A 24,365-nucleotide genomic window follows, 5' to 3' on the forward strand; every position below is an offset into this window, starting at 1 on the left:
ATTAGGCTAAAAACTCGCTAGACGCCAATATTCCATCGACGACCACCGTGTTATGACCCACCGGAGCGCAAAAGTTATGACCGCGTATCGGGGAAGTGTCAAAAAAATCGGACTGACTGATCAGTGGTTGTGAAGTATTTCGAAAAAGTAACGTTCTGTTGACGCTCGCTCAGGTGGCGAGCGATGCCCCTGCTGGGCGCACGCGCGGCGCAAGTTCGTCGAGGCGAAGCTACGAGCACAGCCTGCCGGTGCTGGCCCAGTTGAAAAGCTGGATGGAAAAGACGCGGCCACAAGTCACGGCTCCGCCGGCATCATCCAGCTGAGCACGCCACCCATTTTGAAGTTGGTGGGGTTTATGGAGCGCTTACGTTGATCTTCGGCTTGCCCACGGTTCGAATTGTTTGAAACGGCGCATGAGTAGAAGCAAGACGTAGCCGTTGAGAGACTCGCGGAGCAGCCAAGGCTGCCTAGCGCCCTCTTGCAGAACGACTAAAAGGAACTCTTTCATCCGTACTTTTCATCCCTCGAGAAATCTAACGCTCTATATTTCTCATTTTTGCTTGCTCGATCCCTCGGATATCAAACAAGAGAATAAATTAGGAAGCATTAGTAAATGCGGCAACCCAAGGCTTAGCAAGAAGCCAAGCGCTGTGAGGCTCGCGCTCAGAATGAAAGAGGCACCAGGCAGAAAGTCAGTACTGTAGAGGATTCCACCGACCGCCGACCCTAAGGTTGTCCCAAGACTGGACGCTGCCGTTTGCTTGCCGAGTTCCCAGCCTTGCGCGCTGCCAGCCTTGGCTGAGATCCAGTAAGTGAGGATCGGCGACAGGATGCCGGCGCTGACAGCGACCGCACCGATCACGACCAGCATCAACATAAAATTAGATGCCCAAGGGACGAGGAGCAATCGAGCTGCCAGCACGGAGAGGGCGGGTGCGATGAGCCAGCGGGTCGTGGCCGGCTTAAACCAGGGTGAGAATACGATTGCTTGCACCCCAAACATGACCAAGCTGCACTCGGTGAACATCAGCGCAATCTGATATGGACTCAAACCTAGTTCCTGTTTGCCACGCAGTGCGAGCCCGACCTCGAAGGCCCCGACGCCGACCGAAACGATGAAAGTGAGGATGAGGAGTTTTGGAACAAGCCATGCTTTTTGATTGGCCGAGGTATTAGATGTCTGCTTTGACCGACCAAGTCCTTCGATACTTGGTACTGAAAACGCAACTGCAGCGGCCACTAGAAAGGCGAACAGTCCCGTCGCCGCGAGCGGAACCGCGATCGATCCTGCCGGCAAGGCGAGGCTGAAGGTATCGGCGGCAAAACGCGTTACGAACACGCTCAGCATTGGTCCAAGCAGGAAGCCGCTAATCCCTGTCATGCTGACGAACGCAAGCCGACGGGCCCGTCCCTGCTCAGTCGTCGTGACGTTGCCGAATACAGCCGCTGCTACGGGCGTCACCGCTGCGGCAAACATACCGCTTATGAAGCGCTCGGCGTAAACAGCGACGAGACTCTCAATAAAAGAGAAAACCAACATGGTTACGCCAACGCCGAGAAGTCCAACAAGTAGTACACCACGCGGGCCGCGCTGGTCGGAAAGTCGGCCCCACATGGGCGCAAACAGAAAAAGTGAGAGAGTGTAGACAGCAGTCAGTAACCCGGTGTGCTGGGAAACTAGCGCTGCATCACCTTCAGCTCCCAACAGCCGCTCAATTAGGTAGGGTAAAAGCGGAAGCACGATGCCGAAGCCAACCGACACAGTGAACACGCTGAGCATAAGCGCGGCCGTAGTCGCTACGGGCAAACGTGCTGAGCGCGCGCTAGTGGCCCTCATGTAGCCGCAGGCCATCGAGTCATGCCTGCGGTCCGACGTCTGAGCATCATAGGGGCGAGTTAACTGCAGCAACCGCCCTTGGGTTGATGATTGGGCGTGGCCTTGGCCGCATTCACTCCATAGCCCGCGCCTTTCACGGCCGATTTCAGTTGGTCGAGAGAGGTGAGTTGCTCGTCATAACGCACGGCAGCCTCGCCGGTCGAGAGCGACACTACTACGTCATCAACTCCGGGAATTGCTTTCAGCGCGTTCGCCACATTGCTGGCACAGCCGCCACACGTCATACCGGTTACATTCAACGTTTCACTTTGCATGGTGATACTCCTTATCATGATAGGGAATACAAACATCGTTGTAATACGTTCTTAGTCTCCCGTCAGTGGCTCACATTTGTATGCAGATCAGTTTGCTCCGGATTACTTGATTCGGGGATTGCTTTGGATCTAACCACGTCATCTGAGCGTGCTTGAGTTTTTTGGTCGGCACTCAACGATAAGGGCTCCTCAGAGAACCATTGGTTTATCTGGTAATTCATTCTGGTCACCGCCGGCAGCGGGAAAGTGTTTCGTCAAATGCTGTGTAACCGCCTGAACACCGCTGACTACGCCGCCTTCGTAATTGGATTGTTTGAAGGCGGCTTCCATCTGGAGGCAAATGCTTTGCCATTCTTGAGTGCCTGCTTTCGCGTGTATCCCGCGATCGGCAACAATCTCCACGTCCCGGTCAGCGAGCAATAGATAAATCAGCACACCGTTATTGCAAGCGGTGTCCCATACACGCAACTGCGAAAAAACATCGACAGCGCGCTCGCGCGCGGACTGGCCCTTGAAAAGCGGTGTGCTATCCAGGGCGCCCTCAACAACGAAACGGACTTCTCCGGTGTGTGCAGCCTCACTGGCTTTGATCGCTTGTTCGATCACGATCAACGTTTCGCGGGGAAATGCCCGATTGACCTGCCAGTGGGTCATAACAAGATGGTTCAGAATGCGTTTGATATTCATGTTTACCATCTCCCCGATGCGCCGCCACCGCCAAACCCGCCTCCGCCTCCGCCGAAGCCACCACCGCCTCGACCGAATCCTCCACGATGCCCCCCCATGCCGTATCCGCCCATACCGCCACCGACCAACGTGAACAAGAGTGCCATCACTCCCGCACCCAACGCGATGAACAGTGCGCCGGCCACCAACCAAGCGATAACGGCCACAACCCCTCCAGTGACTAGCGCGCCTGGAAATCTGCCCAAAACGGGGCGCAGAACACTGCCGATCACGAGCGCAAGAATAAAAACGAGCGGCCCATACTGCTGAATATCTGTAACACCGCCGATAGTTTGTGCGTCGGGGGCAGGCAGCGGTTCGCCATCAATTACCCGGATCATCTGGTCGAGCCCGGCAGCAATGCCCCCGTAGAAGTCTCCTTGCTTGAAGCGCGGGGTGATAATCTCGCTGATTATGCGCTTGCTGGTGGCGTCATTGAGTGCCCCCTCAAGCCCGTAGCCTACTTCAATGCGAAGCGCACGGTCGTTCTTGGCGACGACCAGGATTGCGCCGTCATCCACTTTTTTTCTGCCTAACTTCCATTGCTCCGCAACGCGCAAAGCGTATTGTTCAATTGTTTCCGGCTGGGTGCTGGGGACAATGAGAAGTGCAATCTGGCTGCCTTTTTTGGCTTCAAACGCCCGTAAAGTTTGCTCTAGACCAGCCAGCTGCTCTGGGGTGAGCGTAGCGGTCTGGTCGGTAACCCGCCCGGCCAGAGGAGGTACTGCGACTTGAGCGCCCGCGAGGAAAGACCAGCAAAGCACAAAGGCGAACAATGCCGCTGCGCTTGTCGTGCGCATCGTCGTCACTTGACTGCTCCCTGAGATCCGCTTGGGGGAACAGCAGGCGCCGACCCAAAATCTACTGCGGGCGGCTTAGCGATTTCTTTTTCGTTTTCTACCGTGAAATTAGGCTTCTCTTTGTATCCGAATGCCATCGCCGTTAGATTGGAGGGGAACGAGCGTACCGTGACGTTGAATTCCTGCACTGACTTGATGTAGCGGTTGCGCGCCACGGCAATGCGGTTTTCGGTACCTTCCAGTTGCGCCTGCAAATCGCGAAAACCGGCGTCAGCTTTTAGTTGTGGATAGTTTTCACTCACTGCCAACAATCGGGACAACGCTCCGGACAGCTGGCCTTGCACAGCCTGAAACTTGGCAAAGGCGGCCGGATCGCTGAGAACCTCCGGCGATATCTGTATGGCGCTCGCCTGAGAGCGGGCTTGCGTCACTTGCGTCAACACTTCTTTTTCATGTGAGGCATAACCTTTGACGGTATTGACCAGATTAGGTACCAGATCCGCCCGCCGTTGGTACTGGTTTACTACCTCAGACCAGCTCGCTTTGATTTGCTCGTCGTTGCTCTGGAAGGTATTGTAGCCGCAGCCATTTAGGTTTAGAGCAACCAGCGCTGCCAGGATGACCCATAATTTGCGCATTTTATTTTTCCACGTTAGCGGGTTGTTAAACCGGGCAACATTGTGACTGTTGTGTCTTTCGGCAATATTCTTGCCATGTTTGGGTTGCGATGACTAAGGGGTACTTATTAGACTTCGGTAGTTCGTTTTACCTCCTTGCGGCATAATCGGCCCGTGGAACAGATCGACTGGTTTATAACGAGACGCCGAGGGAAGGCTGCGCGCCGGCCGTAGGTACAATTTTTTGTGGCCGTACACGCTTGATACCGGCGAGCTTGGTCCGTTTGAGTAGCAGAGCGTTGATTGCCACGACGGCCGAACTGCCCGACATCGATAATGCTGCAATTTCTGGCGATAAAGTAAACGGGTAGAAGACGCCGGCTGCCAGCGGGAAGGCGATCAGATTGTAACCAACCGCCCACCACAGGTTCTGATGCATCTTGTGCAGGGTGGCACGTGACAGTTCTATAGCACCGACGACATCGTACGGGTCGCTTTTCATCAAAATGACCTGCGCGCTTTCCATAGCTACGTCGGTGCCGGCACCGATCGCGAAACCCACATCGGCCTGGGTCAGGGCTGGTGCGTCGTTGATGCCATCGCCTACCATGCCAACTTTGTGCCCCTGCTCTTGAAGCGCCTTAAGCCTGGATGCTTTCTCACCTGGAAGCACGTCGGCCAGCACTATATCAATGCCGAGTTCCTTGCCGATGCGATCGGCCGTGGCTTGATTATCGCCGGTAATCATCGCCACCTTTACGCCGCGCTCCTGCAACTTGGCGATCGTCGCCCTGGAGGTTGGCCGCACGGCATCGGCGATCGCGATTAGGCCGATCAGCTTTGCGGCGCGAGCGACATATACCACGGTGCGGCCCCCACCCTGGAGTCGGATGGCTTCTGTGGCCAAAGCCTGCAATGGGATGTCTTCGGACTCCATCAGCTTGAGATTGCCGAGCAGTACCTTCTCACCGCCGATCATCGCGTGAGCACCCTGACCATCAATGTTGGTAAATCCCGTCGCGACCTCGGCCTGGGAGGTCCCCAATCTTTTGAGCACCGCCAACGCCAAGGGATGCTCCGAGAACTTCTCTACCCCCGCGGCGGTAGCCAGCAACTGAGCCTCGGTGACGTCCTGGGCGGTGACCATCTCTACCACATCAGGTTGCCCGAGTGTGAGAGTGCCAGTCTTGTCGAAAACGATGATGGTGAGCTTGGTCGCGTTCTCAAGTGCGGCGGCGTTTTTGAACAAGATACCGTTCATAGCGCCGAGCCCCGTACCTACCATTATGGCCATCGGGGTGGCCAGGCCTAGAGCGTCGGGGCAGGCAATGACGAACACTGTGATCGTTAGCGTCAACGCGAACAGCAGTGGCTGGCCCAGGACCCAGAACCACACGCCGAAAGTGAGCAAACCAATGACAATGGCTGCCAGAACCAACCACTGCGAGGCTTGATCAGCGAGTAGCTGCCCTGGCGCCTTGGAGTTTTGGGCTTCCTGAACGAGTTTGACGATCTGGGCCAACGCCGTGTCGGCACCAACCTTGGTAGCCTTGTAGCGGAAGCTACCGCTCTTATTGATCGTGGCGCCAATAACGGCATCACCAAGAGTCTTCTTCACGGGCATCGATTCGCCGGTCAGCATAGACTCATCGACCTCAGAGGTACCTTCGATGATTTCGCCGTCAACCGGAAGCTTGTCGCCCGGCTTGATAATGACCGTCTCGCCTGTCAGCACCTCCAAGGTGGCCACCTCGGTCTCTACGCCAGCGCGTAGCACCGTGGTCATCGACGGGGCCAGATCCATAAGGGCGCGGATCGCATCTGAGGCACCCGCGCGTGCACGCATCTCAAGCCAGTGGCCCAGTAGAATGAAGACCAGCAGCACCGCTGCCGCTTCGTAGAACACCTCACCTTCGTAGAGGAAGGTGGCCCCCACACTGAACACATACCCAGTGCCGACCGAGAGTAAAACCAGGGTCGCCATGTTGACCACCCGGTTGCGCGCAGCACGCCAGGCTGCGATGAAGAAAGGCCAACCCGGATAGGCGATCGCGCCAGTGGCGGCGACGAACAGAAACACCTTCCGATTGAGGTCGAACGGAGTTTCGAAATCGCCAAACATTGTGCCCATCGGCGAGTATAGGAAGACAGGAATCGCGAACAATAGGGCAACGAAGAAGCGATTACGCATATCGTCGGCCATGTCCTGAATCGACATGCCGGGTGCATGCCCCATATCGTGCGTCATGTCGCTCATCGGTTGCGCGGGTTTGACGCTGTGGCCGGCACGGGGATCACTTCCCGGGTCCATTTCCTTCGGCACATGTCCCTTGCTACCACCCTGCGCCATGTAGCCTTTATGCGCGTCTGCGGTCTTGTGATCTGTAGGCTCGCAGAGGTGAGCGGGAACGAGTTCACCCCGGCAATGGTAGCCGCAGTCAATGATGCGTTGGCGGATCTCTTTATGCGACGTTTTCGCTTCGTCAAAGTGCACGGTGGCACTGCCGGCCACATAGTTCACTTCGACATGATGAACACCCGATAGCATTGCGATCTGTCGGTGGACGCCGGCCGCGCTCAGGGTGGAGATTAACTCCCCCACTTCGAAGGTGCTTGTTTTCATGTTCGCTCCTGAGGGGCAGACATCAGCGCGCCAGTTTCCCCGCGTCGACGCAATGGGGCGTGAATTCGAATACGATGTCCCGATCCGGCTCGACGAGCTTGTTCTTCTTGCCCGAGTAATATAGTCGCGATGAGGAAGTTGCTTGCCTGCATCGTTGAACCTGCTAATGCAATTCAGGTGTTGATCCATAGCCGCCGGATAAACGGAGTTAAAGGAGTGCCCGCGTGCTTTCAGGCAACATCGCTTCAGGTGGCCGATAGCCGCTTGCGCGGCGACGGCAGAAAGCGTGGCGTCCTCGCCGCATAATCTTCGAACTCCGCGCCGAACTGCTTACGCATCTGGGCCTCCTCTGTGATAGCCAGTCGCGCATACATCACTAGCAAAATAGGGAACATCAACAAGGTCAGCAACGTCGGCCACTGGAACAGAAAGCCCAGCAGAATAAGCACGAACGCAACGTACTGCGGATGGCGGATGTGCGCGTACGGGCCCGAGATGGCGAGACTGTTGCGCTGCTGCGCGTGGTACAGGACATTCCACGCGCTGGACAGTAAATAGAAGCCGAAGCCGAGGAAGACATAGCTGGCGATGTGCAGCACACCGAAGTGCGGATCGCCTTTCTCACCAAGTAACGTCGACCAGAGATGGCCGGTATTGTGGGACAGTAGGTCGAGGCTCGGAAACTTCGTCTGAAGCCAGCCCGACATCAGGTAGATGGTCAACGGAAAGCCGTACATCTCGACGAACAGAGCGACTATGAAGGCTGCGAACGCCCCGAAAGTGCGCCAGTCGCGCGCGGTCTGAGGCTTGAAGAAACTGAACGCGAACATGATGAAGATAGCCGAATTGAGGACGACGAGCGTCCACAGTCCGTAGTCCGGGGTGTCGTGCATGGCTAATCTCCAATCTTTGGCGGCTGCGATGATCCTGGGGGGGCTTTGGTCGACGGGTCTCCGTGATCGTGACCATGGCCGCCGTGCATGAAGAAATGCATCAGCGGGCACGCCAGCAACAGCAGAAACGGTAATGCTCCGAAGAAATGGGCACGATGCTCGCGGAGCAGGAAATACGCAGCAATGGCGCCAAAAACGATCAGACCTATCAAGTAGCGCGAGCTCCAGAATCCAGGTGGCTCGGAGTTGTGCTGGAGGTGGTCGTGCTTCACTAGATTCTCCTTCAACCGGCGCGGGTGTTTCTGTCAAAAATGCAGCGCACTGATAGACTTTGGCATCACCATAGTCATGGTTTTTTATTCGCTTTAATCCACTGGTCGAATACGGCGATTTCCTTCTTCTGTGCGGCAATTATGTCCTTGGCCATACGAAGCATCTCCGGATTTTTTCCGTTCTTGAGTTCGGCTTGCGACATCTCAACTGCCATCTGATGGTGCATGCGCATGTTGGCCGCGAAGTCATAATCTACATCGCCGGTCATGGACATGCCGCCCATTTGTTTCGTCATCTTCGATTGATCCATCTGCTCGGAAGGCATCGGCATCGTTTCGTTTTTCGCGGGTTCTGCGGCATTGGCCAACGTCGGCGCTGCTGCCATTACCGCGACAACCATCGCTACCGCCCTCATCAACAAAGTGAACCGGCTAGAACTGTTGTGCTTGATAGACTGTGACATTGTGAATCTCCTGCTAGGGGCGGAGGGTTGGCCATTGCCCCCCGAACACGGAAACTGTTATTTCTGAACCGCATGGGGGCTGACCAACCCTGAGTGCCAACCATTTCTCGGCAACGCTGTGCGCATTCACAACAGGCCCTGACGCAATCTTTCATACCCCCACCGACCGTTCGCAACTCTTGGCGCAAACCCCGCACACGAGGTAGTAGAAACGGAACCGCTCAACAAAAAACTGGCCGACGTCTAATAGATTTTTCGGCGCAGTTGATCCAGTTGATCATTAGGCGAAAATGTTCGGCCTCAAGGTGTTTGCCCCAAGCCCCAAGCCTACCAAGCGTAATTCGAGCAAAATGCTGTATCACAACGCTCAAATAAGCACATACCCAGAGGCACACATTTCACCCTAGACCACGTTTGACGGACAGTCGACTGAAATTAAGATTACATTCCTGTCAGCTTCTAGTTGGTTAGCATTTCGTTGCGCACGGGTGTGAAGCACCATTCGAGCCTATATAGCTGACGAAGCGTAAACCACAACAGGGGAACTGTCAGGAGAGACATTGACAGCGCGAATATCATGCCTGACACATAAGTAACGTTAGCGGCAGCTTTTTGACAGGCATCACTTGCTACTATCTAATTACAAGTTAGTTATTTCAAGGAGAAAATCATGAAGGTATTGAGTGCAGGCATCGCTATTGCAATAGCGGTAGCTTCCTTCGCAGTCAGGGCTGAAGGCGGAGGGGATCGCGTCTACAATCGGACGATGCAAGAGAACCAGCACGCAATGGAGCAATATGCCATCAACAACGGTAAAGATGCGCCTGAAATTGTCCACTATAAGTATGGGTTGGACCTTGATGTTGTAAAAATGGTTAACAGGACTCCAGCCACTAATTATTGTGGGCTGGTCCGTTCTCGCATGACTTACGAAGACTCCAATGGCAAGCTCAACACCATCGAGTACCAAGTGTTGGGCAGCAACTGTCCTCATGGTAGCTGATCGCTTAAAAGCCAAACACCGGAAACGAAAAAGGAAACTAGTTGCAGATCCAATGCGCCTTACTTATCGCTGACAAAAAAGTAATTTTCAGGTCACGCTACAGTTATCTTTCATGTGGAATTATCGCCGACGGAACGTCTCTTTCCCTTATTGCCCTTGGCATGAATATGGGGCAGGTTGCAGTGGCCGTTGAGCAAAAACCATAGGCATTGAGGGGAGTAGTTTTAACACTCTCTACCGCAATCTCTACTTCAACCGCGACTTCCGCAACGGTCAGTCCAGGCACTCGAATGCAAACAGCGTCTATATGCGCCGAGAAGCTGATGGCGCCATTGCAAGACCAGAAGCGTTGGGAGCATGACGTCGAGGCTAAATACATCATTCAAACCGGCTCTCTGAAAGACATGTCATTCCGCGAGCACCCAGCAACGACACGGGCCACCGACGTTGAATCTAACTTGGATGAGATTCGTCTGATTGTGGAGCACCCACTGCAAATTCTCTAAATCGAGCATTAGCAATGCTCGCTCACCAGGTACAACCCGTCTCCTTGTTACTCCTTTGGTGGGAGGCGGCTTAGGCGCCCTTGTGGCGCCTTTTTTTATGGTGCGCCAGGCATGGCGCGTTGCGCGCAAGCGCAACCAGTTTGGCTGTGGTGGCCACGCTGGTGAGTTGGAGGTGAAAGTCCTCTACACACCCGGCAAGGGGAAGTGTTAGCCAAAGGCAAGGGTGTCGCGGGTGACTGCGAATCTGAAGGAAGCCCGAGGCAAAATGCTGGCCTGACGAACAGGAAGCGGATGAGGCGGCGTAGCGGGGTAAGACGGCCATAATCGTCAAAGCCCAATACTTGCACGGAACGCTACGTCGTAGGGCGCCGCAAGGCGGCCCGCTCTCGCCGTTGCTGTCGAACATCCTGCTCAACGAACTCGGTTGAGCGCTTCCTGAATCAGCGCCTGAAACTGACGCTGAACCGGGACAAGAGCCGAGTTGCCGGGTCTTGGAAGTGTGCTTACTTGGGTTACGGGATGAGCTGGCATCAGCAACCGAAGCTGAGAGTGGCGACGATGAGTCTAGGTCGCTTGCGCGACCGACTCAGAGAGCGGCTACGTAAAGCGCGGGGCCACAAGATGGCGAATATCATCGAGCGGATAAACCCCGTGCTGCGTGGTTGGGCGGGCTACTTCAAGCTGAGCCAAAGCAAACGGCCACTTGAGGAACTGGACGGCTGGTGCGTCACAAGCTTCGTTGTGTCGTCTGGCGTCAATGGAAGCGGCCCATGGTGGAACTCGGGAGCGCCTCATATGAATCAGGCGCTGCCGAAGAAGCTGTGGGACCGACTCGGGCTGGTCTCGATACTGGATACGATAAATCGGCTTAGCTGTGTAACCTGAACCGCCGTATACGGAACCGTACGTACGGTGGTGTGAGAGGACGGCGGGTGTAATCCGCTTCCTACTCGATTGCGCCCAGCATGGGCGCACGCGTTTCTGATAGGCGTATCGCTCCCCCCAGCCTGGGCCTTGGCCGCGCAAGGCACTGAAGGACCCATGCCCCGAGCTCAGCAACCAGCCGTCAATGTCGAAGAATTTGATAAGGCAAGCAGCAGATGATGATCGATCAGCTGATGCAGCGCCAACACCCAATGGACATTCAGCGGCGTTAACCAGTGCCACAGCCGCCTGAAAGGCACTGACCAGTACCTTTTTGATTTTACACTTTGAACTCAGTACGCACCCTAGGGCTGCGAGATTGGCAAGTTCATTGCGATCTTGGAAGTAGGTTCGGATCTGAAAACTCTTTCTCGGCAGGGGAACGTCAATGAAGAGGGAACCCGGCGGCTGAAGTTCTTGAAGTAGGCTCTGCTTAAAGCCAATCCTGCACCCCAGATGTTGGCGCTTGGAGCGCTTGGCAACACGCCTGGGTCAAGCACAGCAATGTGCGGTGGTTGCACAGCGCTGGATGCGAAGATCACGTGCTGGTGATTGGCGATAGACCGCTGGATGATATTGCGCATGCAACCAGGAGCCGTGTAGCAGTGGTGAACACGATCACGTCATAGTCCGCTTCCTTGCGAGAGTGTGGATTCAACAGCGAGGCGCCGGCGGCGCATCAAGCGGTAAGCTGCCGGGATGACAAACAGGGACAACAAGGGCGCGGTGACCATGCCACCGACCATGGGCGCAGCGATGCGGCTCATTATTTCGCTACCGGAACCGCTGCCCAATAGGATCGGTAATAGGCCAGCAATGATGACCGCCACCGTCATGGCCTTGGGTCGCACCCGCTGCACGGCTCCTTCGCTAATTGCTGCGATTAGCCCACGCTCGGTACTGTCGCCGGCCTCTACACGTTCGGCCCAGGCGTTTTTCAAGTAGAGCAGCATGATCACGCCGAATTCGGCAGACACACCCGCCAGAGCAATGAAACCGACGCCGGTGGCCACCGACAGGTTAAAGCCGAGTAGATAGAGGAACCACGCCCCACCGGTAAGGGCGAACGGCAAGGTAGCCATGATCAGCAACGCCTCGTCGAATCGGGAAAACGTCAGGTACAGCAGCACGAAAATAATCAACAGAGTGGCTGGCACCAACAGCTTGAGCCGTGCGTTGGCTCGTTCAAGAAACTCGAACTGCCCTGAGTAACTCAGGCTCATGCCTGGCTGCAGCTTGACCTGTTCACTCACAACCCGACGTAGATCAGCAACCACTGAGGCAATGTCCCGGCCACGCACGTCGATATACACCCATCCGGAAGGTCGGGCATTTTCGCTCTTGAGCATCGGCGGGCCTTCACTGACCTTGACCTTAGCCACCATCCCAAGGGTGATCTGGCTCCCCAACGGGGTGTAGATCGGCAGTTGCTCCAGTGCGCCAAGCGAATCACGCCACTCTCGGGGATAACGCACATTGATTGGGAAGCGGGCGAGACCTTCAATGGTCTCACCAACGTTTTCACCACCAATAGCACCGGCGACGATCGACTGCACATCCGCGATATTTAACCCGTAGCGGGCTGCGGCTTTGCGGTCGATATCCACATCGATGTAGCGGCCGCCCGTCAATCGTTCAGCCAAGGCCGAACTGACCCCGGGCACGTCCTGGGCCGCGCGCTGGACCGCTTGGGTGGCCACATCGATCTCCGTCAAGTTGGTGCCGGCAATTTTCACTCCGATCGGACTCTTGATCCCGGTGGCGAGCATGTCCATGCGGTTGCGGATCGGGGGTATCCAAATATTAGTCAGCCCAGGGACGCGCACCACTCGATCCAGCTCCTCCACCAACTTTTCCTGGGTCATACCACGACGCCACTGCTCGCGTGGTTTGAACTGGATAGTGGTCTCGAACATCTCCAGCGGCGCTGGGTCGGTCGCGGTTTCGGCACGACCAGCCTTACCAAAAACGTGTTCGACTTCGGGTACCGTCTTGATCAAGCGGTCGGTCTGTTGCAGCAGCTGCGCCGCTTTCTGCGCCGACAACCCCGGCAGAGCCGAAGGCATGTAGAGCAAATCGCCCTCGTCCATCGCAGGGAGGAACTCGCCACCCAAGCGAGAGATCGGCCACAACGCACTGAGGAAAACCATTAACGCGATCAGTAGGGTGACTTTGGGCCGATGTAACACCGCATCCAGGGCCGGTTGATAGATCCTGATCAACCAGCGGTTCAGCGGGTTCTGGTCCTCTTTGGGGATTCGACCACGAATCCAGTAGCCCATCAGCACCGGCACCAGAGTTACCGAAAGCCCGGCCGCCGCTGCCATGGCATAGGTCTTGGTGAAGGCCAATGGGCCAAACAAACGACCCTCTTGAGCCTCCAGGGTGAACACCGGGATGAACGATAGGGTGATGATCAGCAGGCAGAAAAACAGCGCCGGTCCCACCTCCGCCGCCGCTTCGGTTATCACATGCCAGTGACGTTCGCCCTTCAACTCCTCCCCAGGATGGGCCGCATGCCAAGCCTCGATCTTCTTGTGAGCGTTCTCGATCATTACCACGGCGGCGTCGACCATGGCGCCGATGGCAATGGCAATCCCGCCAAGGGACATGATGTTGGCGTTGATTCCTTGATGCCGCATGACGATGAAGGCAATGAGCACCCCCACCGGCAAAGAGATAATGGCCACCAGGGAAGAACGCAGGTGCCAGAGAAATATCCCACAAACCAACGCGACGACGATGAACTCCTCGAGCAGTTTGTAGCTGAGGTTTTCCACTGCGCGGTCGATCAGTTTGCTGCGGTCGTAGGTGGTGACGATTTCCACCCCGGCCGGCAGGCTGCTTTTCAGGTCGTCAAGTTTGGCTTTAACCGCGGCAATGGTTTCGCGAGCGTTCTTGCCGCTGCGCAGAATCACCACGCCGCCGACGGTCTCGCCTTCGCCGTCGAGTTCAGTGATGCCGCGACGCATCTCCGGCCCCAGCTGGATCGTCGCCACGTCGCCGAGGGTCACTGGTACGCCACCCGCACCCAGCTTGAGCGGAATCGCACGAAAGTCGTTGAGTGTCTTCAGATAACCGGAAGCGCGCACCATAAACTCGGTCTCCGCCATCTCCAGTAACGCACCACCGGTTTCCTGATTGGCCTTGCCGATAGCCTCGGTCACCGCTGCTTGAGTGATGCCCAGATTGGCCAGTTTCAGTGGATCGAGCTGCACCTGGTACTGCTTGACCATGCCGCCCACGGTGGCCACTTCTGCAACGTTGGGCAGGGTCTTGAGTTCGAACTTGAGGAACCAGTCCTGCAAGGCGCGCAGTTGCGCCAGGTCGTGTCCGCCACTGCGATCCACCAGTGCGTACTGATAGATCCAGCCCACGCCTGTGGCGTCGGGTCCCAAGGACGGTTTCGCGGAAGCCGGCAGGCGGCTTTGGACCTGACTCAAGTATTCCAGCACCCGCGAGCGGGCCCAATACAAATCGGTACCGTCTTCAAACAACACGTACACGAAGCTGTCGCCAAAAAAAGAATAGCCGCGTACGGTCTTGGCCCCCGGCACCGAGAGCATGGTGGTAGCCAACGGATAGGTCACCTGGTTCTCAACTATTTGCGGCGCTTGTCCCGGATAAGGGGTGCGGATAATCACCTGAACATCGGAAAGGTCTGGCAATGCGTCGATGGGCGTGCTCTGAACCGACCAAACGCCCCAGGCCGTGACGAAGATCGTGGCCAGCAGTACCAGAAAACGGTTGGCGACTGACCAGCGGATAAGGGCGGCGATCATGGCTGGCCCCCTAGTTTTTCCAGGCGTTCAACGCGCAATCCATCATCGGTTTGGCTCACCGCAACTCGAACCTTGTCGCCCGCCTTGAGTCCTTGCTTGAGAGCAGGGTCAGCCAATGGGAAGGTCATAGTCATACCAGGCATGCCCAGCGTCTTGAACGGACCAAGGGCGATTGTTACGTCTTGGTTATTGATTTCGACGATCTGCCCATCCGCCTCATGAAAGCTGGAGGCTGCTGGGCTGGGTGGTGACATTTCCAGCGTGCTCGCAACAATGCCCTTGAGACTGGCCTCAGAGTCGAGCAGGAACTGTCCAGAGCTGACTACCTGCTGACCTTCTTCCAACCCCTTCAATACCACCGTCTTGCCTTCGTTTTCCTGCCCGAGTTGCACTTCTACGGGTCGGTAACGACCAGCGTCTTCGGCGAGCATCACCAGGACCCGTCGACCGGTGCGAATGATTGCCTCGCTCGGCACCCACAGAACGCTTTGTTCGGTCGAACGATTCAGGTGCACCTGGGCCGTCATACCCGGCCTGAGTCGCCCATCAGGGTTGGGGAGTTCGACCCGAACACGCACAGTTCGGCTGTCGGGATTGGTTTCGGGCAGAATCGAGCTGACCGTGCCCTTGAGCACTGTTCCTGGAAAGGCTGGCAGACGTGCTTCGACCGCTTGCCCCATGTTGATCGATCCAGTCTCCGACTCTGGAACGGCCACTGCCAGCCAGACGCTGCTCAAGCCATTGACTCGAGCCAGCGTCTCGCCGGCCGCCACGGTCATACCCGAACGTACATTCAACTCTTGCAGCACACCGCTTATGGGGCTGGTGAGCGTCAGGACCGGCTGGGTCTTGCCGCTTCGCTCCACTTGAGCAATCAGCGTCGCTGGCATCCCGGTCAAGCGCAAGCGTTGGCGTGCTGCCGCCAGCAAGTCCGCATCGCCACTGCGTTTGAGTGCGAGAAACTCTTCCTGAGCAGCGGCCCACTCCGGGACCAGGATATCGGCCAAAGCCGCATTGGCGTTGAGCACATCGCCTGGAGCACGGGCATACACCCGCTCCACAAAGCCAGCAGTACGCGATTGAATCACCGCGATATCCCGCTCGTTGAATGCCAGCACACCGACGACTTCCAGACTGGAAGCAAGCACGCCGCGAGTGACGGTGGCCAGACGCACGCCGAGATTCTGGGTCAGGCTTGGGTCGATACTGATGGCCGCACTGTCCGCTGCAGCATCAGCGTAGCGGGGCATCAACTCCATATCCATGAAGGGGGATTTGCCGGGTTTATCGAACTTCTGCTGCGGGGACATCGGGTCATACCAATACAGTACTTTGCGTTCGTCTTGGGTTTTAGGGGCCTGTTCGGCTGTGCTATCAGGCACGCGCTGTTGAGCGAACCAGTAACCGCCGGCCGCGCCCAAGGCAATCGAGAGTCCTGTCAGCAAAGCCCCTTTCCAGATTTGAGCGCTCATTGATTGGCGTCCCCATAAGCAAAATACAGGCGAGCACTGGTGAGGGCTTGCTGTTCTTCGAAGTCGACCTGCTTGAGGCGGGTCTCGATGAGTTCACGTCGGGCAGCGATGACAGCCGCCAAGTCGCTTTTACCGGCGCGGTAGCTGGCCATGGTCAGCCCGACCTTTTCCTTGGCCAGGGGTAACAGGCTTTCCTGACTGCGGTGCACGGCACGGTTCAGACGCTCGTATTCGGCCAGATCGTCCTCCAGTTGCTGGGTATGTTCACGTACGAGAGCTTCGCGCTCGGCCTCCAACTGATTCAGTTCAGCGTGTTTGGCGGCGATCTTCGGGTTCTGTCGGGAGTCGGGGAACAGTGGCAGGTCGAACGTGAACTGCACGCTGACCATGTCGCCGAACTGACGGCCTCGGCGCTGGTAATCAAGTTCCCAACTCCAGTCGGACTGCTTTTCCGCCTTGGCTTCACGGACCTTGGCCTGCGCTTCGCGAGTCATTGGCGTGAATGCCGCTAGTGCAGGGTGATGTTGCAGCTTATGAGGGTAACCCGAGGCATCGATGGGCCATTTGGGCAAGCTGCCAACGGGCTGGTCATTGGCGGCCGGACCTATCCAGCGCCTGAGAGCCGCTCTGGCTTGGGCCCGCAGGCGGATCAGATCGTCTTGTTGTTCCGCCAACTGAGCCGCCTCCTGTTTCGGCGTTACTGCATCGGCAGGTTGAGCACGACCACCGGCGATCTGCGCCCGTACGGTTTCGGCCAACAGACGATTCTCCCGGTAAAAATCCTGAAACAGCGCCTCTTTACGCTCGACGGAGTAGCTGCTGATCCAGGCCAATGCCGTGGCCTGACGAACGTTCAGTCGCTCGACACGGCCTTCGGCCGCGGCGCGATCTACGGATGCCTCGGCCACTTCGATTCGCGCCCTACGCTTGTCACGGTTGGGCACCTCCTGCATGACGCCGACCATCTGCATGGTCATGAAATCCTGTTCAAGGCGCCAGCGGTCAGGGCCGCCGATGGGATAGTTTTGTACGCCCAGCAGAAGCTTCGGGTCGGGTAGTTCGCCGGCTGGAATGGCGGCGCTGCTGGCGGCTTGCAGTTTGGCCGCTTGGGCGGCCAGCGACGGGGCATTGCTTTCGGCCAACCGCAAGGCTTCATCGAGTGTCAGCGGCGCAGCAAGGCTCGGCAATGCCAGCACGCTTGCCGCCAGGGCAGCCACGAGGGGCCAACCGGTGCAGTAGCACTTGGAATTCATGTTCACGATTCCTGTGATGATCCACTGCGCGCCTCTTGGGCTCGCGCGCAGATATGCCATCCCGCGCCAGGGCGGGATGAGGCTCAGTGTGGTACAGGAATCAAGCGCGAGGCGGTCGCCATACCCCGGACGGGGCCTGAGTAGGGAGGAGGACGCTGAAGATTGTCAGCATTTGCTGGCTGGACAAACGGGCGGCAGGTTTTCCAAACGACACTTGTAGCAGACTGGCGCTCCTGCATTCCTGGCCAGGTTTGCAGGTTTTGCCGTGATCGGTGGAGCTGCTCATCTCGTGACAGCAGTCCTGGTTCATATCACCCATCATGGTCATGCCCGTCGTTTTAATCGGGCAAGGTTCTGTTGGTGACTGAATGCCCGCCATCCCGCTCAGGGGAAGCGCCAGGCTAATCAGAAAAATAAGGCAACACCGCAGATAGCGTTTCATGCGAGGGAGTCTAGTCGCTGGTAATGGGCTATACAATTACGAATCTGTCAGGTAGAACCCGGCAGATGCGGGCGATAGCCAAGGAAACTGGAATATGTCCCAGACAATTGCGACACGTAGCATCCCCCGTACGGTCTGGGCGTTAGGATTCGTCAGCCTGTTCATGGACTTGTCTTCAGAAATGGTTCATAGCCTGCTGCCGATGTATCTGGTGGGTTCTCTAGGCGTCAGCATGATCACCCTGGGGCTGATCGAGGGTATTGCGGAGGCGACGGCCCTGATCGTTAAAGTCTTTTCAGGCGCCATCAGCGATTATTTCGGACGACGCAAAGGCCTGCTGTTGCTCGGTTACGGGCTGGCAGCACTCACCAAACCGCTCTTTCCGCTGGCCCACTCCGCAGAAATGGTGTTCACCGCACGCTTTCTGGATCGGATTGGCAAAGGTATTCGCGGCGCTCCACGTGATGCCCTGGTCGCTGATGTATCGCCACCGGAGATCCGTGGCGCTTGCTTCGGCTTACGTCAATCCATGGATACGATAGGGGCCTTCCTCGGGCCAGCAGTAGCCATCGGCCTGATGTATGCCTTCAGTGAAAACATTCCACTGGTGTTATGGATCGCGGTGATACCGGCGTTGGTAGCGGTCAGTCTGATTTTTGTTGGCGTCGATGAGTCCGAACATGAGCCGTCAGCTCAGCGCTTTCGTTCACCCATACGGCCACAACTGCTCTACAGCTTTTCGCCGGCTTATTGGTGGGTGGTGATAATCGGCGCATTGTTCACCCTGGCACGTTTTAGCGAGGCCTTCCTGGTCTTGCGCGCTCAGCAAGCAGGACTGTCTGCAACCTGGGTGCCGATAGTGATGGTGGTGATGGCCTTGTTCTACACGCTCTCGGCCTACCCTGTGGGGAAGGTCTCTGACCGTGTCAGCCGCACAAGTCTTCTCGGGGTCTGGTTGATATTGCTGATCCTGTCCGATCTGGTTCTAGCCAGCGCCGAGTCCGTCTCAATGTTGATACTCGGCGTCGCCCTATGGGGACTTCATATGGGATTCAGTCAGGGATTACTGGCTGCCCTTGTCGCTGACACGACACCGGCAGAACTAAAAGGAACCGCTTTCGGGATTTTCAACCTGGTGAGTGGTGTATCCATGTTGCTGGCAAGCGGGATTGCGGGGTTACTTTGGCAAACTTATGGTTCAGCAATGACGTTTTATGCCGGAGCAATTTTTTCTGCGGTAGCGCTCATACTGCTGATAGCACAACGTAGTAAGAGCACACGTTGTTTGCATGATCACGGACCACGCAAGAATTAAGGAAAGTTTGAAAACTAGTTTGCCGGGTACTCAGCGATCACTTGGTCGGTACCTGCTTTGCTCAGACCGATGACCTGATAAGCATCCTGCTTGCCACCGACCTCCATACCAGGCGAACCTGCCGGCATGCCCGGCACAGCAATCCCGAGAAGGTCATCGCGTTTGCTCAAAGCAACTATTTGCTCAGCAGGCACGTGGCCTTCAACAAATTTTCCGTTGATCAACGCGGTGTGGCATGACGAGAGACGCGGAACAACACCCAGGTCCTGCTTGACCGCGCTCATGTTGGTTTCTACATGATCAACGACGGTGAAGCCGTTGGCTTCAAGATGCTGCATCCACTTCTTGCAGCATCCACAGTTAGCATCACGATGGACGTCGATCGTCAGCGAATCTGCTGCATGACCAGTTGAACTGATCAACAGAGCCGCGAATGCAGCAAGGTGAAGTATCCGTCCGGGCCGATAAATGTTATTTCGCATGGGTATGCTCCTTCCCATCAGCATGGGGATGAGTTTGTGGTTGCGCGACAGGAGTTGTAGACGCGTCATGTGAAGCCTCGGTACCCTGAGAATGGGCGTGTTCGGGACTTTCATCCTGAAAAGGCGCTGCGGCAACCTCATGGGCGTGGGCGCTGTTCCTCTCGTCATGATGGTCGCCTGCGTCGGCAACTTCTTCGGCTGCCCCCGCATCATGATGTGCAGAGGCTGCCCCCTTTTGACCCTCATGCTCACCTTCATGGTTATGCATTTTGCTCTCGCCGCCGCCGTGTTGATGACCACCACTGCTGACTGCTAGAGCGGTGTATTGCTCTGCATTCAGGGTGGGAAGTTGCTTAAGAAAAGCGACCATTCCCCAGATGTAGGGATCGGCCATGCTTTTACCCCAAGCGGGCATGCCTGTGGATTTGATTCCATGCTTGATGATCCAGAAAGCTGCAGCAGGGTTTCCATCAACCCCCAGTTTTGAAAGATTGGGGGGGGCAGGGTAAAGGCTATTGCTTAACTCGGTTCCTGCGACACCCGGAGCGAGGTGGCAGCCAATGCACATTGAGTTGTAGTTACCCGCACCTGCACGAATAAGAGTTTCATCGCTCAGGTCGGGAACTTCAATGTCGCGTGAGCGCACTGCTATCGAGCGATCCCGAGCAGTGGACAGAAGTGCGTAAACGGGTTCGGAATGCGGATCATCCGCCCCAACATTAATCACACCAAAATACACCACGCCGGCACCTACTATTGCGGCGACCGCACCGGCAGCAGTCAATGTTTTCAATGTTCTTTTCATGTCAGGTACTCAAAACCACATCCGAATACCGGCGACAAATCGCGCCTCGTTCGTATCTTCGCCTTCATCGCTAGCGAGGTCGGCGGTCTTGCCGTAGGAGCGACTCCAGCTGACCCCGATGTAGGGAGCAAACTCCCGGACAATCTCGTAGCGCAACCGCAAACCCACTTCGGTATTGGCCAAACCAGAACCAATGCCGCGTTGACGATCGTTTTTCCCGTAAAAGTTCATTTCGGCTGTCGGCTGCAAAATCAGGCGATTAGTGAGCAGAATGTCGTAGTCGCCCTCTAGCCGAGCGGCGGTCTGGCCGTTCTCACCGATGAAAGCGGTGGCTTCAGCGTCAAAGTTGTAGAGGGCCATGCCCTGGATGCCGAAGGCGCCCCAAGTCTGCGGCGAGCCTGGTTTAAAATCCTGACGCACGCCGGTTACAACATCCCACCACGGGCTGATCGAGTGCCCCCAAAGCGCTTGGAGTTCGGCGTCTTCAGTCACACCGTTGGTACGCTCCCCCTCAGACCGCAGCCATAAACGATCAATGTCGCCACCCATCCAGCCTTTTGCATCCCAACTCAGGGCGCTGCCGTTATCAGCGTCCTGATACTCGAACTGATCAAGGAGAAAGAACGTGTTGAGGCTTTTGTCATGAACACCATGGCCTGCCACAGGCGGAAAAGCAGCTTTACGATCAGCATCTGTTAATACGGGAATGGGAGTTCGACTCGTGCTGGTCGCCCCGGCATCCATATTCATTTTGCTGTGATCCATGCCTTCCATTTGCCCATGATTCATTTTGCTATGGTCCATAGACTCCATAGACTCCATAGACTCCATAGACTCCATAGAACCATGGTCCATCTTGGAATGATCCATCTGGCCGTCTTTGGCGGGCATCGACTTTTGAGGCACCGCCGGTTTCGACTCCGTTCCCGAGGACATGGTCATCGACGGGTCCATCACTTCAGCGGCGTTGGCCCAGCCAACAAAAGCGGTGCTGACTGAAACCGTCAGCACCATCAGGGTCGGACGTAAAAGCTTGTTGGTCATGATCTCAATCCGCTTTTTTGGTTTTTTTGTCATGATCCATCGACTCATTACTCATCTTGCTGTGATCCATCGAACCATGGTCCATGGAACCGTGATCGGTTTTGGATTCATTGGTCTTGGACTTTTGCGTTGGCTCTGGCTTGTCCGTTGATGATGCAGGAGCGGGATGGGAATGCTCACCGCTGCTTTCTCCTGCCAGTGCAAACGGCACTCCACCCAACAGGCCAATGGCAAGGGCGCAACCGATCAGCGACTTACGATTCAGATATGTACTCATAACCCGTCTCCTTTACTCATCAACCCGTACTTCACGGAACATGCCCATTTCCATGTGAAATAGCAGGTGGCAGTGATAGGCCCAGCGCCCCAGCGCATCAGCTGTTACTCGATAGCTGCGCTTAGTGCCAGGTGGCATGTCGATCGTGTGCTTGCGCACCATGAAGTTTCCGTCCTCATCCTCAAGGTCACTCCACATGCCGTGGAGGTGGATGGGGTGGGTCATCATGGTGTCGTTAACCAGGGTGATACGCAGCCGCTCGCCATACTTGAGGCGCAAAGGCTCAGCATCAGAGAACTTGATGCCGTTGAATGACCAGGCGAACTTTTCCATATGACCGGTAAGGTGCAGTTCAATGGTGCGATTGGGCTCGCGGCCATCCGGGTCCTGGAAAGTGCTCTTAAGGTCTGAGTAGGTAAGCACGCGACGGCCGTTGTTGCGCAAGCCAATACCTGGGTCGTTCAGCTTCGGCGCTGTGCTCATGGCTTGCATATCGACCAACGGGTTGTTGGTTTCGGAAGCCGGATGAGACTGCATTGCTTCTGTGCCCATGCCTGCCATCTTGCTGTGATCCATGCCGGACATATCACCCTGATCCATGCCGGTCTTCTTGCTGTGATCCATGCCAGACATATCGCCCGGTTTCATGGTGCTGTGATCCATACCGGCCATGTTGCCCGGTTTCATGGTGCTGTGGTCCATGCCGGCCATGTCGCCGTGATCCATTCCGCCCATCCCCATATCATCCATGGTGACGAGGGGACGCGGGTCGATCGCCGGCACCGGCGCCTTCAATCCTTCACGCACGGCCAGGGTTCCGCGGGCATATCCGGTTCGATCCATGGACTGGGCGAAGATGGTGTAAGCCTCTTCGCTGACAGGCTCCACAATCACGTCATAGGTTTCTGCCACAGCGATGCGGAATTCGTCGACGCTGACCGGGTTGACGTGCTGGCCGTCGGCGGCCACCACGGTCATTTTCAAGCCTGGGATACGGACGTCGAAGTAGCTCATGCCCGAACCGTTAATAAAGCGCAGGCGCAGCTTCTCACCCGGTTTGAAAATCCCGGTCCAGTTACCGTTAGGGGCCTGGCCATTCATTAGATAGGTGTAGGTATCCCCACTGACGTCGGCGAGATCGGTGGGGTTCATTTTCATCTCGGCCCACATCTTCCGATCCGCCACCGTCGCGGCCCAGCCTTTTTCGCTCACATCGTCGATGAAGTTGCCAACGGTGCGTTTGTGGTGATTGTAGTAGTCCGACTGTTTCTTGAGCTTAGCCATGACCCGACCAGGATCTTCATCAGTCCAGTCGGTCAGCATCACCACGTAATCGCGGTTGTATTGGAAAGGCTCAGGCTCTTTCGAGTCGATCACGATGGGCCCGTAGACACCGGCCTGTTCCTGAAACCCCGAGTGGCTGTGGTACCAGTAAGTACCATTCTGATGGACTTTAAATTTGTACTCATACATGCCATCGGGCGCGATACCGTGAAAGCTCAAGCCTGGCACACCATCCATGTTGGCCGGCAGGAGGATCCCGTGCCAATGGATGGAGGTGTCCTGGTCCAGGCGGTTCTTCACCCGCAGCGTGACCGTTTCCCCTTCACGCCAGCGCAGCAGCGGTCCCGGCAAAGAGCCATTGATGGTCATCGCCGTGCGCGCCGAGCCGGTGATGTTCACTGGGGTTTCGCCAATGAACAAATCAAATTCATTGCCGGTCAGTACGTTCGGAAAACCGGGACTGGTTACTGCCCAAACAGGGGTACGCCACAGGCCAAGACCGCCGAGAATGCCACCAGCGGCCAGGCCTTTGACGAATGTCCGCCTAGAGGTTTTGCAATGCATGCCGTTTATGTCCACTCAGTCAAAAGGAAGCCGTGCGAAACACTTTGCGCGTTTTGCTTACCGGAGGGGGGCAACTTCTCTGGAGTTCGTCTCGAATCCCCCTGAGCCTTGCCCGCCGCCGCAAATGACAAAACTCATACGGCAGACGAGCTCAGAAATTGCCACACTTTAACTATCAGGGTGATTACATTTCTGTCAGCTTGGGAATGCGCCAATCGTTTCAGCACTTAGCGTGGCCGGCTGCGTTTCCTTTGCTCTCTGCTACGGGGGATTGAGTGCCTTGCTTTTGGGCGATTTGGTACGATTCCATCGAATCCTTCCTGGCCGCTTCCGTACGCGCAAATGTCCGGTCACCACCGCCTTCGGCCATAGCCAGAGAAGAAACGGTCAACGCTGCAAGAACAAATAGGGTTTTCATGGATTTCATTTGGGTAGCCTCGGATAAGTATTTGGTTGCCCCGTAAAATCCACATCAATAGATGATTCTGGGGGTAGAGCTCTAGGCTCGATGCCACCTTAACCATCATTCCCTGTCAAAAGCCTTAGGTGAAAATTACAGTTGCGTCAGGTTGCGCTTCCCTCCTTGTACAACCGTTTGCGTAACATCGTTTTGTAGTGGTCAACTAATCCCGGACACGACGTTAAGTTTTTCTTCCGCGCGAGCTG

21 protein-coding genes and 2 pseudogenes are annotated in these 24,365 nt (G+C 56.3%); 4 read left to right on the forward strand and 19 right to left on the reverse strand.

What is annotated here, in order from left to right; translation table 11 throughout:
* Positions 1 to 550: 550 nt before the first annotated feature.
* The 9 genes from QK293_RS14890 to QK293_RS14930 form a co-directional block, all read right to left on the reverse strand.
* Positions 551 to 1,780, reverse strand: coding sequence for an MFS transporter (locus QK293_RS14890; RefSeq protein ID WP_282378138.1), 1,230 nt, complete (start codon positions 1,778 to 1,780; stop codon positions 551 to 553).
* A gap of 116 nt (positions 1,781 to 1,896) precedes the next feature.
* A complete protein-coding gene (locus QK293_RS14895; RefSeq protein WP_282378140.1) occupies positions 1,897 to 2,151 on the reverse strand; it encodes a heavy-metal-associated domain-containing protein in 255 nt (84 codons plus the stop codon).
* A gap of 189 nt (positions 2,152 to 2,340) precedes the next feature.
* Entirely contained in the window at positions 2,341 to 2,838 is a 498-nt protein-coding gene (locus QK293_RS14900; protein WP_282378142.1) for a TPM domain-containing protein, read from the reverse strand.
* A gap of 2 nt (positions 2,839 to 2,840) precedes the next feature.
* Positions 2,841 to 3,677, reverse strand: coding sequence for a YgcG family protein (locus QK293_RS14905; RefSeq protein WP_282378194.1), 837 nt, complete (start codon positions 3,675 to 3,677; stop codon positions 2,841 to 2,843).
* A gap of 5 nt (positions 3,678 to 3,682) precedes the next feature.
* On the reverse strand, positions 3,683 to 4,315 hold the full coding sequence (locus tag QK293_RS14910; RefSeq protein WP_282378144.1) for a LemA family protein: 633 nt from the start codon (positions 4,313 to 4,315) through the stop codon (positions 3,683 to 3,685).
* Between the two features lie 172 nt (positions 4,316 to 4,487).
* Complete coding sequence (locus tag QK293_RS14915) at positions 4,488 to 6,917, reverse strand: heavy metal translocating P-type ATPase (RefSeq protein WP_282378146.1); 2,430 nt, start codon at positions 6,915 to 6,917, stop codon at positions 4,488 to 4,490.
* Positions 6,918 to 7,162: 245 nt separating this feature from the next.
* Entirely contained in the window at positions 7,163 to 7,810 is a 648-nt protein-coding gene (locus QK293_RS14920; RefSeq protein WP_282378149.1) for an isoprenylcysteine carboxylmethyltransferase family protein, read from the reverse strand.
* Positions 7,811 to 7,812: 2 nt separating this feature from the next.
* A complete protein-coding gene (locus tag QK293_RS14925) occupies positions 7,813 to 8,082 on the reverse strand; it encodes a DUF2933 domain-containing protein (protein ID WP_282378151.1) in 270 nt (89 codons plus the stop codon).
* Positions 8,083 to 8,156: 74 nt separating this feature from the next.
* Positions 8,157 to 8,546 (reverse strand): DUF305 domain-containing protein, encoded by a 390-nt coding sequence (locus tag QK293_RS14930; RefSeq protein WP_282378154.1) that lies wholly within the window; start codon positions 8,544 to 8,546, stop codon positions 8,157 to 8,159.
* A 670-nt stretch (positions 8,547 to 9,216) separates the two neighbouring features.
* Here QK293_RS14930 and QK293_RS14935 point away from each other — a divergent pair.
* The 3 genes and pseudogenes from QK293_RS14935 to QK293_RS14945 all read left to right on the forward strand — a co-directional run.
* Positions 9,217 to 9,549, forward strand: coding sequence for a DUF2790 domain-containing protein (locus QK293_RS14935; RefSeq protein ID WP_282378156.1), 333 nt, complete (start codon positions 9,217 to 9,219; stop codon positions 9,547 to 9,549).
* Between the two features lie 277 nt (positions 9,550 to 9,826).
* Positions 9,827 to 10,055, forward strand: a pseudogene (locus tag QK293_RS14940) (OprD family outer membrane porin); the annotation flags it as partial.
* A gap of 368 nt (positions 10,056 to 10,423) precedes the next feature.
* Positions 10,424 to 10,940, forward strand: a pseudogene (locus QK293_RS14945) (group II intron maturase-specific domain-containing protein); the annotation flags it as partial.
* Between the two features lie 662 nt (positions 10,941 to 11,602).
* Here QK293_RS14945 and QK293_RS14950 read toward each other — a convergent pair.
* The 4 genes from QK293_RS14950 to QK293_RS14965 form a co-directional block, all read right to left on the reverse strand.
* Positions 11,603 to 14,761: an efflux RND transporter permease subunit gene (locus tag QK293_RS14950; RefSeq protein ID WP_282378158.1), complete on the reverse strand. Its 3,159-nt coding sequence runs from the start codon at positions 14,759 to 14,761 to the stop codon at positions 11,603 to 11,605.
* On the reverse strand, positions 14,758 to 16,233 hold the full coding sequence (locus QK293_RS14955) for an efflux RND transporter periplasmic adaptor subunit (RefSeq protein ID WP_282378159.1): 1,476 nt from the start codon (positions 16,231 to 16,233) through the stop codon (positions 14,758 to 14,760). Before QK293_RS14955 ends, QK293_RS14950 begins: the two co-directional genes overlap by 4 nt.
* Complete coding sequence (locus QK293_RS14960) at positions 16,230 to 17,486, reverse strand: TolC family protein (protein WP_282378161.1); 1,257 nt, start codon at positions 17,484 to 17,486, stop codon at positions 16,230 to 16,232. The genes QK293_RS14955 and QK293_RS14960 overlap by 4 nt, the downstream gene beginning before the upstream one ends.
* A gap of 100 nt (positions 17,487 to 17,586) precedes the next feature.
* The gene (locus tag QK293_RS14965) at positions 17,587 to 17,928 is read right to left on the reverse strand and encodes a hypothetical protein (protein WP_282378163.1); all 342 of its coding nucleotides are present in this window, start codon (positions 17,926 to 17,928) and stop codon (positions 17,587 to 17,589) included.
* Positions 17,929 to 18,022: 94 nt separating this feature from the next.
* Between QK293_RS14965 and QK293_RS14970 the strand changes: the two genes are divergently transcribed.
* Positions 18,023 to 19,243: an MFS transporter gene (locus tag QK293_RS14970; RefSeq protein WP_282378165.1), complete on the forward strand. Its 1,221-nt coding sequence runs from the start codon at positions 18,023 to 18,025 to the stop codon at positions 19,241 to 19,243.
* A 14-nt stretch (positions 19,244 to 19,257) separates the two neighbouring features.
* On the opposite strand, the gene QK293_RS14975 is transcribed toward QK293_RS14970, so the two are convergent.
* The 6 genes from QK293_RS14975 to QK293_RS15000 all read right to left on the reverse strand — a co-directional run bounded on the left by QK293_RS14975 (position 19,258) and on the right by QK293_RS15000 (position 24,126).
* A complete protein-coding gene (locus QK293_RS14975) occupies positions 19,258 to 19,725 on the reverse strand; it encodes a DUF411 domain-containing protein (protein ID WP_282378167.1) in 468 nt (155 codons plus the stop codon).
* Positions 19,715 to 20,530 carry a cytochrome c gene (locus QK293_RS14980; protein WP_282378169.1) on the reverse strand — a complete coding sequence of 272 codons (816 nt, stop codon included), beginning with the start codon at positions 20,528 to 20,530 and terminating at the stop codon, positions 19,715 to 19,717. The genes QK293_RS14975 and QK293_RS14980 overlap by 11 nt, the downstream gene beginning before the upstream one ends.
* A 9-nt stretch (positions 20,531 to 20,539) precedes the next feature.
* On the reverse strand, positions 20,540 to 21,607 hold the full coding sequence (locus tag QK293_RS14985) for a copper resistance protein B (protein ID WP_282378198.1): 1,068 nt from the start codon (positions 21,605 to 21,607) through the stop codon (positions 20,540 to 20,542).
* Positions 21,579 to 21,851, reverse strand: coding sequence for a hypothetical protein (locus QK293_RS14990; protein ID WP_282378171.1), 273 nt, complete (start codon positions 21,849 to 21,851; stop codon positions 21,579 to 21,581). Before QK293_RS14990 ends, QK293_RS14985 begins: the two co-directional genes overlap by 29 nt.
* Positions 21,852 to 21,863: 12 nt before the next feature.
* Complete coding sequence (locus QK293_RS14995; RefSeq protein ID WP_282378174.1) at positions 21,864 to 23,699, reverse strand: copper resistance system multicopper oxidase; 1,836 nt, start codon at positions 23,697 to 23,699, stop codon at positions 21,864 to 21,866.
* Between the two features lie 220 nt (positions 23,700 to 23,919).
* The gene (locus tag QK293_RS15000; protein ID WP_282378177.1) at positions 23,920 to 24,126 is read right to left on the reverse strand and encodes a co-regulatory protein PtrA N-terminal domain-containing protein; all 207 of its coding nucleotides are present in this window, start codon (positions 24,124 to 24,126) and stop codon (positions 23,920 to 23,922) included.
* Positions 24,127 to 24,365 lie beyond the last annotated feature (239 nt).

The sequence above is a fragment of the Pseudomonas sp. AL03 genome, from assembly GCF_029960815.1.
In the GTDB taxonomy this organism is placed as follows: Bacteria; Pseudomonadota; Gammaproteobacteria; order Pseudomonadales; family Pseudomonadaceae; genus Aquipseudomonas.

Coding starts and splice junctions, on each gene's coding strand:
- QK293_RS14980 (WP_282378169.1), bottom strand. CDS start 20,530: ATGAAAAGAACATTGAAAACATTGACTGCTGCCGGTGCGGTCGCCGCA.
- QK293_RS14905 (WP_282378194.1), bottom strand. CDS start 3,677: ATGCGCACGACAAGCGCAGCGGCATTGTTCGCCTTTGTGCTTTGCTGG.
- QK293_RS14990 (WP_282378171.1), bottom strand. CDS start 21,851: ATGAGTACATATCTGAATCGTAAGTCGCTGATCGGTTGCGCCCTTGCC.
- QK293_RS14995 (WP_282378174.1), bottom strand. CDS start 23,699: ATGCATTGCAAAACCTCTAGGCGGACATTCGTCAAAGGCCTGGCCGCT.
- QK293_RS14975 (WP_282378167.1), bottom strand. CDS start 19,725: ATGCGAAATAACATTTATCGGCCCGGACGGATACTTCACCTTGCTGCA.
- QK293_RS14930 (WP_282378154.1), bottom strand. CDS start 8,546: ATGTCACAGTCTATCAAGCACAACAGTTCTAGCCGGTTCACTTTGTTG.
- QK293_RS15000 (WP_282378177.1), bottom strand. CDS start 24,126: ATGAAATCCATGAAAACCCTATTTGTTCTTGCAGCGTTGACCGTTTCT.
- QK293_RS14910 (WP_282378144.1), bottom strand. CDS start 4,315: ATGCGCAAATTATGGGTCATCCTGGCAGCGCTGGTTGCTCTAAACCTA.
- QK293_RS14895 (WP_282378140.1), bottom strand. CDS start 2,151: ATGCAAAGTGAAACGTTGAATGTAACCGGTATGACGTGTGGCGGCTGT.
- QK293_RS14965 (WP_282378163.1), bottom strand. CDS start 17,928: ATGAAACGCTATCTGCGGTGTTGCCTTATTTTTCTGATTAGCCTGGCG.
- QK293_RS14920 (WP_282378149.1), bottom strand. CDS start 7,810: ATGCACGACACCCCGGACTACGGACTGTGGACGCTCGTCGTCCTCAAT.
- QK293_RS14960 (WP_282378161.1), bottom strand. CDS start 17,486: ATGAATTCCAAGTGCTACTGCACCGGTTGGCCCCTCGTGGCTGCCCTG.
- QK293_RS14900 (WP_282378142.1), bottom strand. CDS start 2,838: ATGAATATCAAACGCATTCTGAACCATCTTGTTATGACCCACTGGCAG.
- QK293_RS14935 (WP_282378156.1), top strand. CDS start 9,217: ATGAAGGTATTGAGTGCAGGCATCGCTATTGCAATAGCGGTAGCTTCC.
- QK293_RS14955 (WP_282378159.1), bottom strand. CDS start 16,233: ATGAGCGCTCAAATCTGGAAAGGGGCTTTGCTGACAGGACTCTCGATT.
- QK293_RS14915 (WP_282378146.1), bottom strand. CDS start 6,917: ATGAAAACAAGCACCTTCGAAGTGGGGGAGTTAATCTCCACCCTGAGC.
- QK293_RS14970 (WP_282378165.1), top strand. CDS start 18,023: ATGTCCCAGACAATTGCGACACGTAGCATCCCCCGTACGGTCTGGGCG.
- QK293_RS14890 (WP_282378138.1), bottom strand. CDS start 1,780: ATGCTCAGCGTGTTCACTGTGTCGGTTGGCTTCGGCATCGTGCTTCCG.
- QK293_RS14985 (WP_282378198.1), bottom strand. CDS start 21,607: ATGACAAAAAAACCAAAAAAGCGGATTGAGATCATGACCAACAAGCTT.
- QK293_RS14950 (WP_282378158.1), bottom strand. CDS start 14,761: ATGATCGCCGCCCTTATCCGCTGGTCAGTCGCCAACCGTTTTCTGGTA.